At 65.8% G+C, this 14,489-nt stretch carries 11 protein-coding genes; 10 read left to right on the top strand and 1 reads right to left on the bottom strand.

The genetic code is table 11. The features are described from left to right. The first annotated feature begins 58 nt into the window (after positions 1-58). The 8 genes from doeA to NKF27_RS15515 all read left to right on the top strand — a co-directional run bounded on the left by doeA (position 59) and on the right by NKF27_RS15515 (position 9,445). Positions 59-1,258, top strand: coding sequence for an ectoine hydrolase DoeA (doeA, locus tag NKF27_RS15550; RefSeq protein ID WP_253553003.1), 1,200 nt, complete (start codon positions 59-61; stop codon positions 1,256-1,258). A gap of 258 nt (positions 1,259-1,516) precedes the next feature. Then, entirely contained in the window at positions 1,517-2,530 is a 1,014-nt protein-coding gene (gene doeB / locus NKF27_RS15545) for a N(2)-acetyl-L-2,4-diaminobutanoate deacetylase DoeB (RefSeq protein WP_124803228.1), read from the top strand. A 114-nt stretch (positions 2,531-2,644) separates the two neighbouring features. Beyond that, the gene (locus tag NKF27_RS15540; RefSeq protein ID WP_045992028.1) at positions 2,645-3,130 is read left to right on the top strand and encodes an Lrp/AsnC family transcriptional regulator; all 486 of its coding nucleotides are present in this window, start codon (positions 2,645-2,647) and stop codon (positions 3,128-3,130) included. Between the two features lie 244 nt (positions 3,131-3,374). Continuing rightward, positions 3,375-4,844, top strand: a complete 1,470-nt coding sequence (locus NKF27_RS15535) for an NAD-dependent succinate-semialdehyde dehydrogenase (RefSeq protein ID WP_108448275.1) — start codon at positions 3,375-3,377, stop codon at positions 4,842-4,844. 107 nt (positions 4,845-4,951) lie between these two features. Continuing rightward, complete coding sequence (locus NKF27_RS15530) at positions 4,952-6,361, top strand: aminotransferase (protein WP_253553001.1); 1,410 nt, start codon at positions 4,952-4,954, stop codon at positions 6,359-6,361. Between the two features lie 157 nt (positions 6,362-6,518). Then, positions 6,519-7,553: a hydroxyectoine utilization dehydratase EutB gene (eutB, locus tag NKF27_RS15525; RefSeq protein ID WP_253552999.1), complete on the top strand. Its 1,035-nt coding sequence runs from the start codon at positions 6,519-6,521 to the stop codon at positions 7,551-7,553. A gap of 58 nt (positions 7,554-7,611) precedes the next feature. Further along, positions 7,612-8,571 carry a cyclodeaminase gene (locus tag NKF27_RS15520; protein ID WP_253552997.1) on the top strand — a complete coding sequence of 320 codons (960 nt, stop codon included), beginning with the start codon at positions 7,612-7,614 and terminating at the stop codon, positions 8,569-8,571. Positions 8,572-8,632: 61 nt separating this feature from the next. Further along, positions 8,633-9,445 (top strand): DUF1206 domain-containing protein, encoded by an 813-nt coding sequence (locus NKF27_RS15515; RefSeq protein ID WP_253552995.1) that lies wholly within the window; start codon positions 8,633-8,635, stop codon positions 9,443-9,445. A 16-nt stretch (positions 9,446-9,461) separates the two neighbouring features. Here the strand turns inward: NKF27_RS15515 and NKF27_RS15510 are convergent, their stop codons facing one another. Next, complete coding sequence (locus NKF27_RS15510; protein ID WP_253556490.1) at positions 9,462-10,334, bottom strand: DMT family transporter; 873 nt, start codon at positions 10,332-10,334, stop codon at positions 9,462-9,464. Between the two features lie 666 nt (positions 10,335-11,000). On the opposite strand from NKF27_RS15510, the gene dctP reads away from it, so the two are divergent. Together dctP and NKF27_RS15500 are read left to right on the top strand one after the other, a co-directional pair. Further along, entirely contained in the window at positions 11,001-12,170 is a 1,170-nt protein-coding gene (gene dctP, locus NKF27_RS15505; protein ID WP_083970293.1) for a TRAP transporter substrate-binding protein DctP, read from the top strand. A 93-nt stretch (positions 12,171-12,263) separates the two neighbouring features. Beyond that, a complete protein-coding gene (locus NKF27_RS15500) occupies positions 12,264-14,459 on the top strand; it encodes a TRAP transporter large permease subunit (RefSeq protein WP_253552993.1) in 2,196 nt (731 codons plus the stop codon). The last annotated feature ends 30 nt before the right edge of the window (positions 14,460-14,489 follow it).

Raw genomic sequence — 14,489 nt, 5'->3', positions numbered from 1 at the left:
GCGCCGGACTCCTGTGAGTCCGGTTTTTCGGTGATGACATTGTGTGGCGAGTGGTTTCATGATTCAGGTATCCCTGCCGTTCACTCGTGAGGAATATGCTCAGCGCCTGCAAAAGGTGCGTGCCGAGATGGCCATGCGAGGCATCGATGTGCTGATTGTCAGCGATCCCTCCAATATGGCCTGGCTGACCGGCTATGACGGCTGGTCGTTCTATGTCCACCAGTGCGTACTGGTGGGGCTCGAAGGCGAGCCCGTGTGGTATGGACGGCGTCAGGACAGCAATGGTGCCCTGCGTACCTGCTGGATGGACCCTGACAATATCACCTACTACCCCGACTACTATGTCCAGAATCCCGAGATGCATCCGATGGAGTATCTGGCGCAGTCGATCATGCCGGATCGTGGCTGGTGCGAAGGCGTCGTGGGCATGGAGATGGACAACTACTACTTCTCCGCCAAGGCCTACCAGAGCCTGATCAAGGAGATGCCCCACGCGCGCTTCCAGGATGCCAACGCGCTGGTCAACTGGTGTCGGGCGATCAAGTCGCCGCGTGAAATCGAGTACATGCGCATCGCCGCGCGTATCGTCGAGGGCATGCACTCGCGCATCCTCGAGATGATCGAGCCGGGCCTTGCCAAGTCCAAGCTGGTCTCCGAGATCTACCGCGTCGGCATCGAGGGCTGGACCGACAGCGAAGGGCGCGTCTACGGTGGCGACTATCCCGCCATCGTGCCGCTGCTGCCCACCGGCAGCGATGCGGCTGCCCCCCACCTGACCTGGGACGACACGCCGTTTCGCGAAGGCGAGGGCACCTTCTTCGAGATCGCCGGCTGCTACAAGCGCTACCACTGCCCGTTGTCGCGCACGGTGTTTCTCGGCAAGCCGCCGCGGGACTTCGTGCGTGGCGAGTCGGCACTGCTCGAAGGCATCGAGAACGGCCTGGCCGTGGCCAAGCCGGGTAACCGTACCGCGGACATCGCCCTGGCCCTCGGCGCGGCCATGGACAAGTACGGCTTCGACCGTGGCGGTGCGCGCTGTGGTTACCCCATCGGCATCAGCTACCCGCCGGACTGGGGCGAGCGCACCATGAGTCTGCGTCCGTCCGACGAGACCATCCTGCAACCGGGCATGACCTTCCACTTCATGCCGGGGATGTGGATGGATGACTGGGGGCTCGAGATCACCGAGAGCATCCTGATCACCGAAAACGGCGCCGAGCCGCTGGCGGAGTTTCCGCGACAGCTGTTCGTCAAGTAGGGCAGGGTCGGCTGAACAGGGCCGGCTGAACAGGGCTTGTCGATCAGGCCCTGTTGATCGACCGACAGCGAACGACCCGGTGTGTTCGGCCCAGTGTGATCATCCCTGTGTGACCGGCCCGGTGTGACCGGCCCGGTGTGACCGGCCCGGTGTGACCGGCCCGGTGTGAACAGCCCGGTGTGAACAGCCCTCGGTGACCGACGTTGCCCAACACCACTACAATCAAACCTGACCGTTGTCCCTGTTTCTGGAGTCACCATGAGCAAGCGCAAGAGCCCCATCTCCGCCACCGTCGACTTCGACGCCCAGGGTGTGCAGCACGGCTTTCTGAAACTGCCCATTTCCAATGACGAGTCCGCCTGGGGCGCGGTGATGATCCCGGTGACCGTGATCGCCAACGGCGAAGGCCCCACCGCCCTGCTGACCGGTGGCAATCATGGCGACGAGTACGAGGGGATCACCGCGCTGCAGAAGCTCTCGACCTCGCTCAAGGCCGAAGACGTCAAGGGACGGGTGATCATCGTGCCGATGATGAACACCCCGGCGGCCCAGGTCGGCCGCCGCACTTCGCCGATGGACGGCGGCAACCTGAACCGCAGCTTCCCCGGCGACCCGGACGGCAGCGTGACCGAGAAGATCGCCGACTACTTCACCCGGGAGATGGTGCCCATGGCCGACGTGGTGCTGGACCTGCACTCCGGCGGCCGCACTCTGGACATCATTCCCTTCGGCGCCTCCCACGTGCTCGACAACCCCGAACAGCAGCGCCAGGCGCTGGAAGGGGCCAAGGCCTTCGGCGCGCCCTACGCGATGATGATGTTCGAGCTCGACGCCTCGGCGCTGTTCGACACCGTGGTCGAGAACCAGGGCAAGATCTTCATCGCCACCGAACTCGGCGGCGGCGGCACTTCCACGCCGGAGAGCCTGGCCATCACCGAACGTGGCATCGACAATGTGCTGATCCACTTCGGGCTCAAGGACGGCGAGGTGGCCATGCCCGAGACCCAGGTCTACCTCGATATGCCGGACGCCAGCTGCTACGTGCAGAGCGAGCACACCGGGCTCTTGGAATTGACCTACGCTCTCGGCGACAGCATTGCCAAGGGTGACGTGATCGCCCGGGTCTACGACATGACCCGCAGCGGTGCCGAGCCGATCGAGTACCGTGCCGAGCGTGACGGTATCCTGGCGGCTCGACGCTTCCCCGCCCAGGTGAACATGGGCGATACCATCGCCGTCATCGCCGAGGTGGTCGAGACCCTGGGCGACTGAATGGGTTAGTGCTCGGGGCACCGTCTTGCTCGAGCCCGCCCGCTGTTTCTCGTCATCAGCGCCCCGCCGAGAGCCTCTCGCGGGGCGGTCCCGTTCAACCACACAAGCCCGGCCATGAAACTCGACCGCTACGACCTCAAGATCCTCTCCATCCTGTCCCGCGACGGCCGCATCACCAAGTCCCGCCTGGCCGAGGCCATCAACCTGTCGGTGAGCCCCTGCTGGGAGCGCGTCCGCCGCCTCGAGAAGGCCGGCATCATCGAAGGCTACTGCGCCCGGATCAACGCAAGCGCCCTGGTCCGGCGCACCCCCGTGTGGGTCCAGATCGAACTCAAGGCCCACAATGCCGAGAGCTTCCAGCGTTTCGAGTCGCTGGTGCATGCCACCGACGCGGTCACCGAATGCGTGGCGGTAGGCGGCGGGGTCGACTACCTGATCAAGGTCGAGTCCGAGACCATCGACGCCTATCAGCGGCTGATCGATGACTGGCTGACCTCGGACGTCGGCATCGAGCGTTACTTCACCTATATCGTCACCAAGACGGTCAAGGCTCCTCGCGAGGGAGTCGATATCGACGAACTGGCCAACGGGGCGCTCTGAGCGCCACCGGCACAGGCCCGGAAGTTCCTGTCGGCTTGCAGGTTTTTGCTAAAACAGGCGTTGCAGAAAAAACCGCGTTTTCGCGGGCCTGGACAAAAAAAACGCCATCGACAGGCGTGCGCTTCAAAAAGTCCGACCCTGGCTTCTCCCTTACCATGACGGCAGTGCATGGCGCAGGCCATGACATCGTTTTCGTGTTCCGCCCCCTGACCTTGCGGCGGGACACACATGGGGAGGTAGTGTCATGAAACTCAGCGATCCGCGCCTGTTCCGTCAGTACGCCTATATCGGCGGCAAGTGGACCCACGGTGACGAAGGCCGCGAGGAAGCGGTGGTCAACCCCGCCAACGGCGAGGTGATCGGCCATATCCCGCTGCTCGAGCCCGAGCAGATCCGCGCCAGTGTCGACGTCGCCGACGAGGCCTTTGCCCAGTGGCGGGCGCTGCGCGCCGATGAGCGCTGCGAGCGGCTGCTGGCCTGGTACGACCTGCTGCAGGCCCATCGCGAGGATCTGGCCACCATCATGACGCTGGAGCAGGGCAAGCCGATGCCCGACGCCCGTGGTGAGGTCGAGTACGGCGCCAGCTTCGTGCGCTGGTTCGCCGAAGAAGGCAAGCGTACCTACGGCGAGACCATCCCCAGCCACATCCCCAATGCGGCGCTGGGCACCATCAAGGAGCCGGTGGGCATTGCGCTTCTGATCACGCCGTGGAACTTCCCGCTGGCGATGATCACCCGCAAGGCCGCCGCCGCCATGGCCGCCGGCTGCCCGGTGATCGTCAAGCCGGCCAACGAGACCCCGTTCTCGGCGCTGGCGCTGGCTGAGCTGGCCGAGCGCGCCGGTATTCCGGCGGGCATCTTCAATGTGGTGCTGGGTGACGCCGCCCAGGTGTCCTCGCTGTTGTGCGCCGAGGATCGCGTCAAGGCGGTATCCTTCACCGGCTCGACCCGGGTCGGCCGCCTGCTGCTCGAACAGTCGGCGCCGACGGTCAAGCGCGTGTCGATGGAACTCGGCGGCAATGCGCCCTTTATCATCGGCCCGGACATGGACCCCAAGGAAGCGGCCCTGGCCGCGGTGGCGGCCAAGTTCCAGACCGCCGGTCAGGACTGCCTGGCGGCCAACCGCATCCTGGTCCACGAGTCGATCCACGACGCCTTTATCGAGCATTTCACCGAGCGCATGGCCGCGCTGACCGTGGGCAACGGCATGGAAAGCGAAGTCGATCTCGGCCCGCTGATTCACCGCCGGGCGGTGGAAAATGCCCGCGCCACGGTGGATGACGCCCTGTCGAAGGGTGCCACCCTGGTAGCCGGGGATCAGTCCCAGGCGCCGGGCGAGAACTTCTTCATGCCGGTGCTGCTGACCGGGGTGACCCAGGACATGCAGGTGTGGCGCCAGGAGTGTTTCGCGCCGGTGGCCGGCGTCACCGCCTATCGCGATGACGACGAGGTGATCGCCCTGGCCAACGATACCGAGTATGGTCTTGCCGCCTACGTCTACACCCACGATATCCGCCGCATCTGGAAGCTGTTGCGGGCGCTGGAGTTCGGCATGGTATCGGTCAACTCGGTGAAGATGACCGGCCCGCCGGTGCCCTTCGGCGGCGTCAAGCAGTCCGGCCTTGGCCGTGAAGGCGGCGCGACCGGCATCGACGAGTATCTGGAAACCAAGTACTACTGCCTCGGCGCCCTGGGCTCCGTCTCCGGCAGCTGATGCCCTGAGCGGCAGTGATCGCCGGCCCGAGTGCGGGCCGGCCACCTTTCGATGAACAGATGACGCCGCCCTCCCGGCGAGGGCGGTCCAAGGAAAAAGGAAACGAGATGAGCACCCATCAGGACCTGATCGACCGCGACCGCAAGGTAACCTTCCACGCCTCCACCCACCTGCGTGACTTCGCCCATGGCGACGCACCGGGCCGCGTGATCACCGGCGGCAAGGGCATCAACATCGTCGACAAGGACGGTCGCGAGTTCATCGACGGTTTTGCCGGGCTGTACTGCGTCAACATCGGCTACGGCCGTACCGAGGTGGCCGAGGCCATCTACCAGCAGGCGCTGGAGATGTCCTACTACCATACCTACGTGGGCCACTCCAACGAGCCGCAGATCGCCCTGTCCGAGCAGATCCTCAAGCTTGCCGGCCCCGGCATGTCCAAGGTCTACTACGGCCTCGGCGGCAGCGATGCCAACGAGACCCAGCTCAAGCTGGTGCGCTACTACAACAACGTGCTCGGCCGTCCGCAGAAGAAGAAGGTAATCTCGCGTCAGCGCGGCTATCACGGTTCCGGTCTCGCCACCGGCTCGCTGACTGGTCTCAAGGCCTTCCACGACCAGTTCGACCTGCCCATGGCCGGCATCCTGCACACCGAAGCGCCGCACTACTACCAGCGCAGCGCCGAGCAGGAAAACATGAGCGAGCGCGAGTTCTCTGCCCACTGCGCAACCAAGCTCGAAGAGATGATCCTGGCCGAGGGCCCGGACACCGTGGCGGCCTTCATCGGTGAGCCGGTGCTCGGCACCGGTGGTATCGTGCCGCCGCCGGAAGGCTACTGGGAGGCGATCCAGGCGGTACTGAACAAGTACGACATCCTGCTGATCGCCGACGAGGTGGTGTGTGGCTTCGGTCGTATCGGTGCCGACTTCGGCAGCCATGCCTACGGCATCAAGCCCGACCTGATCACCATCGCCAAGGGCCTGACCAGCGCCTACCAGCCGCTGTCCGGGGTGATCGTCGGCGATCGCGTGTGGCAGGTGCTGGAGCAGGGCACCAGCGAGCTGGGCCCGATCGGCCACGGCTGGACCTACTCCGGTCACGCCCTGGGCTGCGCCGCCGCCCTGGCCAACCTGGCGATCATCGAGCGCGAGGACCTGACCGGCAACGCCCGTGATACCGGCGCCTATCTGCAGAGCCGCATGCAGGCCGCCTTCGGCGATCACCCGATCGTCGGCGAGACCCGCGGCGTCGGCATGCTGGCGGCACTGGAATTCGCCGTGGACCCGGAGACCCGTCGTCCCTTCGATCCCAGCCACAAGGTCGGTGCGCGCATCGCCGCCGCCGCGCTGGAGCAGAACCTGATCGCCCGGGCCATGCCTCAGGGAGACATCCTCGGCTTCGCGCCGCCGCTGGTCACCACCCGTGACGAGGTCGACGAGATCGTTGCCCGCGCCGAGCGTGCGGTGAACAAGGTCACCGACGAGCTGGTCAAGGAAGGCGTGCTGCAGACGGCCTGACGCCCGGCCTGACGTGAGCAGGTTCATGGGGCCGCTTCCTTGAAGGAGGCGGCCCCTGTCGGTTTACATGCAGGTAGGCGAGCGCCGAACCGCCGACAGGGCCTGCCCTCCCGGCCTTGGCAACCGGTCTTCACGATATGAGTTCAAGGAGAAGGTCATGAAGGTGGATTCATCCCCCTGCCCGAGTCACGGCGTGACCCTGGACGAAATCTTTCAGGCCCGGGGGCGCATCGCTGGCCAGGTAACGCGCACGCCACTGGTGTTGTCGCGGACCCTTTCCGAGCGCTTCGACGCCGAGATCTATCTCAAGCTCGAGACGCTGCAGCCCACCGGCGCCTTCAAGCTGCGCGGTGCCACCAACATGATCGCCGCACTGATCGAGCGCCATGGGCGCGAGGCCCTGGCCCAGGGAGTCACCACCGCCTCCACCGGCAATCATGGTCGTGCCGTAGCCTACGCCGCCTCCCGACTCGGGGTGCCGGCGGTGATCTGCCTGTCGCGGCTGGTGCCGGCCAACAAGGTCGCCGCCATCGAGGCACTGGGGGCCGAGGTGCGCCGCGTCGGCGCCAGCCAGGACGAGGCCTTCGAGGAGGTGGCGAGGCTGGTGCAGGAAGAGGGCATGACGCTGATTCCGCCCTTCGATGATCCGTTGATCGCGGCGGGGCAGGGCACCATCGGTATCGAGATCCTCGAGGACCTGCCGCGGGTCGACCGGGTCATCGTCGGGCTGTCCGGCGGTGGTCTGCTCGGCGGCATCGGCGCCGCACTCAAGGGCGTTCGCCCCCAGGCCAGGATCAGCGGGGTCAGTCTGTCGGCGGGGGCGGCCATGTGCGAAAGCCTCAAGGCCGGCAAGCCGGTGGCGGTGGAAGAGGTCGAGAGCCTGGGCGACTCGCTGGGCGGCGGCATCGGCCTCGACAACCGCTGCACTCTGGCGCTGGTCGAAGCGGTGATGGACGACCACTGTCAGGTGTCGGAAGGTGCCATCGCCCAGGCCATGGTGGACATGCTCGAATCCGAAAAACTGCTGGTCGAAGGCGCCGCTGCCGTGGGACTGGCGGCACTGGCCGAGGGCCATCTCGAGGTCAAGGGCGAGCGCGTCGTGCTGGTACTTTCCGGCAACGGGGTGTCACTGGATACCCTCGATCAGGCGCGCCGCCTGGCGGCGGATCATGCTCATGAAGGCCCGCGATAGACCGTCAAGACCAACCACCGACAGACAAGCCCAGCAACAACCCGATCAGGAGCCAAGGATGCAACTCTACAAGCGTGAGCAGATCAGCCAGGCGGTCGCCATCGACCAGGACGCGCTGGCGGCGGTGGAAGCCGGTTTCGCCGCCCTGGGTCGTGGCGAGGTGGTGCAACCGCCGATCCTGTCCATGGCCATCGAGGAGGCCAACGGCGAAGTCGACGTCAAGACCGCCCATATCCGTGGCAACGAGCGCTTCGCGATCAAGGTCAGCCCCGGCTTCTTCGACAATCCCAAGCTGGGACTGCCAAGCCTCAACGGGCTGATGATGGTGTTCTCCGCGCGCACCGGGCTGGTCGATGCGGTGCTGTTCGACGAGGGCTACCTGACCATGGTGCGCACCGCCCTGGCCGGCGCCATCGCCGCCAAGCACCTGTCGCGGGAGAACAGCCATCGGGTCGCGGTGCTGGGGGCCGGCGAGCAGGCGGTCAAGCAGGTCGAGGCGCTGCGGCTGGTGCGAGACATCACCGCCATCGATGTCTGGGCGCGAAGGCCGGAGGCCGCCGAGGAATACGCTGCCAGCATGCGCGACGCGGGTCTCGAGGTCACCGTCCACGACAGCGTGCGCGAGGCCTGCCGCGCGGCGGACATCATCGTCACCACGACCCCGTCGCAGACACCGATCCTCGAGGCGGCGGACCTGCCTGAAGGCGTCCACGTCACCGCCATGGGCTCTGACAGTCCCGACAAGCGCGAACTGGCCGAGAGCGTGCTGACCCGGGCGGACGCCTTCGTCTGTGATACCCGCGCGCAGAGTGAGTCCAACGGCGAACTCAAGGCCCTTGCCGGTCGCGAGGTACCCTTCAAGGTCCACGAACTGGGCGCGGTCATCGCCCGGGGCGAGCGTCTGCGGTTGTCGGACGCCACCATCACGGTATGCGACCTGACCGGTACTGGTGTCCAGGACACGGCGATCGCCGGGTTCGCCCTGACGCGTCTGTCGACTGAGGATTCGGCGCGATAGGCTTTGCCGTATCGGGCATTTTTGGGGAGGATGGGGGACCCTAATCCCGACAGGAGCCCCCATGCCCTCGTTGCAGTGCCTGCTGCGCCACCGGCGCCGACTGATCGTCATCATCGCCCGCCTGGGCTATACCGCCAAGGGGCTGGTGTACCTGCTGATCGGCGTGCTGGCGGCTCTCGGCGCTGCGGGCCTTGGCGGCGACAACGTCGGCACCAAGGAGGCGCTGGCGCACCTGGCTCGCCAGCCCTTCGGCACCCTGATGCTGGGGGCCCTGGTGCTGGGGCTCTACGCCTACGCCGCCTGGCGGGGCTTGCAGGGGCTGTTCGATGTCGAGCACCGCGGGCGTAGCTGGAAGGCCCTGGGCACCCGCCTGGCGCTGGTCATCAGCGGTGGCATCTACGCCAGTCTCGGCTGGTACGGTGTCGAGTTGCTCGACGATCCCCAGGAGACCACCGGCGGTGTCGAGGAGCGCACCGCCATGCTGATGTCGCACCCCGGTGGCGTCTGGCTGGTGGCGATCCTGGGGGCGATCTTTATCGGCGTGGGGCTGCGTCAGTCGTGGCGCGCGCTGGCGCGCAGCTATCTCAATCGCTGGCGTCAGCAGGACATGAGCCAACGCCAGCGTGATCTGGCCTCGGGCCTCAGCCGCTGGGGGCTGGCCGCCAGGGGGCTGGTGTTCGCGCTGATCGGCAGTTTCCTGCTGGTGGCCGCCTGGCAGGTCGATCCGGCCAAGGCCGAAGGGCTCGGCGGCACCCTGGATACCCTGGCCGCCCAGCCCTTCGGCCCCTGGCTGCTCGCCGCCGTGGCCGGAGGACTGATGAACTACGGTACCTACTGCGTCATCAATGCCCGCTTTCGCAAGGTGAAAGTGTAGCGCCTGCAACGGCCGTTCAAGACGCCCGTGGCTTCCTGGCCCGTACGGTCAGGGCGACGCCGGCGATGGCCAGCGCCATGCCGACCAGGGATACCGGCGGGAGTCCTTCATCGAACAGCCACCAGGCCTCCACCGCGGTGACCGGCGGCACCAGGTAGAACAGGCTGGCGACGCGGGACGCCTCGCCACGCTTGATCAGCATCATCAGCAGCATGATGGCGGCGATGGACAGCACCAGCACCAGCCAGCCCAGCGTCAGCACAAAGGTCAGCGACCACTCCACCTCGCGGGTTTCCAGCAGCAGGCTGCCTACGCCAAGCAAGGCCAGCGCCCCGAGGTACTGCACCACGGTGCCGCCGAGCAGCGGCATGCCGCTGCAATAGCGCTTCTGATACAGCGTCCCCAGCGAAATCCCCACCAGCGCCACCAGGGTGCAGGCCAGCGCCGGCCAGCCAAACCCCTCGAAGGACAGCGCCGACAGGTCCATCTTGCCTCCCAGCACCAGACTGACCCCGGCCAGTCCCAGGGCCAGCCCCAGCCACTGCAGCGCAGTCAGCCGCTCGCCCAGCAAGGGGCCCGCCAGCGCTGCGGTCAGCAAGGGTTGCAACCCCACCAGCAGGGACGCCAGTCCCGCCGGCATGCCCAGGCTGATGGCGTAGAACACACCGCCCAGATAGCCGCCGTGAACCAGACAGCCGGACACCGCCACATGCCCCCACAGGCGGGGACTCGACGGCCAGGCCGAGCGAGTCAGCCAGACGATGGGGACCAGCAGCGCCAGGGTGGCGGCGAAGCGAATGCTCAGGAAGGTGAAGGGCTCGGCGTAGGGCAGGCCGAACTTGGCACCGATGAAGCCGGTGCTCCACAGCACCACGAACACCAGCGGCATGGCCGGCAACAGCCAGGGCGGCAGGGCGGGGCGACTCACGGGCACCTCGCAAAAGGCGCGGCTATCGTGGACCTCGCAGAAGCGGCGGTAAGCGGGGGCTGGACGGTGATCACTGAGGGGGGCATCGCGGGGACTTCCTTGTGGTTCATGTCATCGCCAGGTGACGGCCTGGGGACGGGGGCGCGCGCCCCATCATGATGCCCTATCCAGACCCCCTCAAGGAGGGGATTGCCAAGCGTTGTTCTCGTGCTTTGGTCGTAGGTCGCGGCGGCAGAGTGAGATTGGTCTGACCGCGCCGATGCTTGTTTTTGCGCAGTTTATCGGCGAAATGGCCGCTGGTCAGACCAATAATGCAGGCAGGTTGCGTTGAATGGGGCCGTTGGCCGCCTGGGGCCTTTTCGCTAGCTTTCTTTTCGATGACACCCCGGGAGGGGGACGCCTCGCTTGCATCGAAGCGATGTCCCGTTCGTGCCCCGAGGAGGTCCTCGCAAGGACGCGCACGGGCAACGCCCGGCTCAAGAGCGCAGCGGCGCAAATCGCTTGCAACAGGCGGGCATCGCTTGCTGCGAAAGTGCCTCGAGCGCTCATGACGATGCCATGGATCGACAACAACAACACATCGGGTGCGGCAGATCGAGACCGTACCGATCCACCAGGAGTTATGCCATGTCCCGGCTAGACAAGCCCCAGCAAGACCTTGATACGGCCTCGCCAACGGCCTCCCTGTCCGAACGCATCGCGACCCCGGACCGCCGCCGCTTTCTGAAGGCTGCTGCGGTTGGTTCTGCCGCCGCGGTGGCGGCACCCTGGGTCGGCAACGTCCAGGCTCAGCAGGGCATCCGCATCCGCATGCAGTCATCCTGGCAGCCCGGCACCACCGGCTACCGCATCTTCGAGGAGTGGGCCGCCGGCGTCGCCGAGGCCACCAGCGGCGAGGTCACCATCGAGCCGTTCCCGGCCGGAGCCGTGGCCGGTGCCTTCGAGGTGGCCGACGCGGTGCGCAACGGCGTGCTCGATGGCCAGAACTGGTTCACCGTCTACTGGCCGGGCAAGATGCCCGCCGGGGTCTTTCTCACCGCCTATCCCATGGGCCTGTCGGTACCCCACCAGTGGGACATGATGTTCGGTGCCTACGGCGGTTTCGGCATCGCCAAGGACCTCTATCGCAAGCAGGGCCAGGAGCTGCTGGGCTACGTCCACCACGACCTCAACCTGATCCACTCCAAGGTACCGCTGAGAAGCTTCGATGACTTCGAAGGCGTGAAGATCCGCATGCCCGGCGGCATCGTCGCCGAGACCTTCGCCAAGATCGGTGCGCGTACCACGCTGCTGCCGGGCTCCGAGGTCTACCCGGCGCTGGAGAAGGGCACCATCGACGCCGCCGACTACACCGGTGCGGCGGTCAACTTCGAGCTGGGCTTCTGGCAGGTGACCGACTACATCATCATGGGGCCGCCCTCTACCCCCTGTCTGCACCAGGCGGTCGACCTGATGGATATCGCGGTCAATCGCCGGGTCTACGAGCGCATGTCCGACCAGACCAAGGACCTGATGCATGACCTGGTCGCGGCCTACTCCCGCGAGCACTACGCCGCCATCCAGAAGGCCAACGCCGAAGCCTGGCCCAAGTACCGCGAGAAGGGCGTCGAGATCATCCACCTGTCCGAGGACGACGCCGACCGCTTCCGCGACGCCGCGATTCCGCTGTGGTTCGAATGGGCCAACAAGGATCCGGACGCGGCCAAGCTGTTCCGCGCCCACCTCAACACCATGCTCGATCCGTCGGTGGCACTGATCACCGAAGAGGACATCAAGGACTTCGAGCTCAACGCCTAGGCCTGCACGTGTCGACCGGGGAGACCCGGTCGACGTCGATGAATATTCCGTGGTCGCCTGGCGAAACGCCAGGCGGCCAGCGGAGGAGCGTCAATGAATCTACAGATTGATTTCGTTCTGCCGCACTGGCTCTACTGGTCGGTGCTGGCAGGACTGCCGCTGATCGTGATGCTGCTGGTGGACCGAAGCTTCCGCCGGGGCGGCGAGGTGAGCGGTGGCGATACCGCCGAGACCCCCGTCGCGACGAGCGAGCAGGCCTACGCAGCGCCAGGCAATGTCGTGACCCGTGGCATCGACCGAATTTCCGGCTTTGCCGGGCGCTACGTGGCCTACTGGTCGCTGATCGCGCCCTTCGTGTTCACCTACGAGGTGGTGCTGCGCTACGCCTTCAACTCGCCGACCAACTGGGCTCACGAGTCGATGACCCTGATGTTCGGCATGCAGTACCTGCTGGCCGGTGCCTTCGCGCTGCGCGAGGGCGGGCATGTACGGGTCGATATCCTCTACCAGCGGGCGGCGCCGCTCAACAAGGCCGCACTGGACCTGGTCACCTCGATCTTCTTCTTCATCTTCACCCTGGCGCTGTTGACCACCGGCTGGCGTTTCTTCTCGCAGTCGGTCAGCGACGTCTGGTGGTTCGGTGACAGCTATGCCAACGAGGTGTCCTTCACCGAATGGGCGGTGCAGTACTTCCCGGTCAAGTTCATGCTGTTCTTCGGTGCCCTGCTGCTGCTGTTGCAGGGGATCGCGCAGTTGATCAAGGACCTCCAGGCTTATCGTCACCACCGCGAGCATCATGAAGGCTCGACGGTGTTTGCCAGCATTCTGGTGGTGCTGGCGGTGATCCTCGGCGCCTACACCATCCACGAAATCGTCAATATCGCCCTGACCGACTACGAGAGCCTGGCGCTCAGCCTGGAGAACTCGCTGTCCACGGTAGGTATCGGCGCGCTGACCCTGTTGATGTTCGGCACCCTGATGGTGGTGCTGGTGGCGGGGCTACCGCTGGCCTTCGTTACCGGCGGTCTGGGGGTGGTGTTCCTCTACCTGGTGGGCGATCAGCACATGCTGAACCTGATGCCTTCGCGCATCTTCCCGATGATGACCAACTACCAGCTCTCGGCCATTCCGCTGTTCATCTTCATGGCCTCGGTACTGGAGAAGGCCGGCATCATCGAAGAGCTGTTCGATGTGGTCTACAAGTGGATGGGCGGTCTCAAGGCGGGCCTGGCGATCGCCACCATCATCGCTTCGACGCTGCTGGCCGCCATGGTCGGGGTGATCGGCGCGGCGGTGGTGACCATGGGCCTGATCGCGCTGCCGGCCATGCTCAAGCGCAACTACCAGCCGGAGATCGCGCTGGGATCGATCATGGCCGGGGGTACCCTGGGTATCCTCATCCCGCCGTCCATCCTGGCCATCATCTACGGCGTCATCGCCCAGCAGTCGGTGGGCGAGCTCTACCTAGGCTCGCTGATTCCTGGCCTGTTGCTGGCCGGCATGTACGCCTTCTACTGCTGGCTAAGGGGCACCCTGAACGTCAAGGTGGCGCCGCCGATGCCGGAGGAAGACCGGGTCTCCACCGCCGAGAAGCTGCGCCTTTTGCGCAATATGCTGGCGCCTATCGCCCTGGTGTTGCTGGTGCTCGGCATCATCTTCACCGGGGTGGCGACCCCGGTGGAAGCGGCGGGTATCGGCACCTTCGGTGCGCTGGTGGTGGCGGCGATGCACAAGCGGCTGACCTGGCCCAACCTGCACGCCGCCTGCATGACCACCCTGGTGGCGACCGCCATGGTCATGTGGATCATCTTCGGTGCCAGCATCTTCGTCGGCTTCTACATCCTGCAGGGCGGCCAGACCTTCGTGCAGGAGCTGATCGCCGGGGCAGGGCTTGGCCCCTACGCGGTGCTGGCGCTGATGATGGTGCTGCTGGTGGCGCTGGGGATGTTCCTGGACTGGGTCGGTATCCTGCTGCTGGCGGTGCCGATCTTCGTACCGCTGATCAAGGGGCTGGACTTCACCGGGGTATTTGGCCTGCCCGGTGTGGACCCCGCCGACGTCTCGCTGTGGTTCGGGGTGATCTACCTGGTCAATATGCAGATGTCCTTCCTCAGCCCGCCGTTCGGCTATGCGCTGTTCTACATCAAGGGGGTGTGTCCGCCGCATATCACCATGGGCCAGATCTTCCGTTCGTCCTTTCCCTTCCTTGCGCTGCAAGCGCTGGGCCTGCTGCTGGTGATCATGTTCCCGGCGCTGGTCACCTGGCTGCCCAACCTGGCCTACGGCTAGTCGGGCGGTGTCATGACAACGCCTCCGGCC

It is taken from the genome of Halomonas sp. DN3, from assembly GCF_024137905.1.
In the GTDB taxonomy this organism is placed as follows: Bacteria; Pseudomonadota; Gammaproteobacteria; order Pseudomonadales; family Halomonadaceae; genus Halomonas; species Halomonas litopenaei.
Note: the sequence above shows the minus strand (reverse complement) of the source record. Positions and strands in the feature narration are given on the sequence as shown.

Bases quoted from the DNA above. Each gene is read 5' to 3' on its own strand.
- doeA (WP_253553003.1), top strand. From the start codon at position 59: ATGATTCAGGTATCCCTGCCGTTCACTCGTGAGGAATATGCTCAGCGC.
- doeB (WP_124803228.1), top strand. From the start codon at position 1,517: ATGAGCAAGCGCAAGAGCCCCATCTCCGCCACCGTCGACTTCGACGCC.
- NKF27_RS15540 (WP_045992028.1), top strand. From the start codon at position 2,645: ATGAAACTCGACCGCTACGACCTCAAGATCCTCTCCATCCTGTCCCGC.
- NKF27_RS15535 (WP_108448275.1), top strand. From the start codon at position 3,375: ATGAAACTCAGCGATCCGCGCCTGTTCCGTCAGTACGCCTATATCGGC.
- NKF27_RS15530 (WP_253553001.1), top strand. From the start codon at position 4,952: ATGAGCACCCATCAGGACCTGATCGACCGCGACCGCAAGGTAACCTTC.
- eutB (WP_253552999.1), top strand. From the start codon at position 6,519: ATGAAGGTGGATTCATCCCCCTGCCCGAGTCACGGCGTGACCCTGGAC.
- NKF27_RS15520 (WP_253552997.1), top strand. From the start codon at position 7,612: ATGCAACTCTACAAGCGTGAGCAGATCAGCCAGGCGGTCGCCATCGAC.
- NKF27_RS15515 (WP_253552995.1), top strand. From the start codon at position 8,633: ATGCCCTCGTTGCAGTGCCTGCTGCGCCACCGGCGCCGACTGATCGTC.
- NKF27_RS15510 (WP_253556490.1), bottom strand. From the start codon at position 10,334: ATGCCGCTGGTGTTCGTGGTGCTGTGGAGCACCGGCTTCATCGGTGCC.
- dctP (WP_083970293.1), top strand. From the start codon at position 11,001: ATGTCCCGGCTAGACAAGCCCCAGCAAGACCTTGATACGGCCTCGCCA.
- NKF27_RS15500 (WP_253552993.1), top strand. From the start codon at position 12,264: ATGAATCTACAGATTGATTTCGTTCTGCCGCACTGGCTCTACTGGTCG.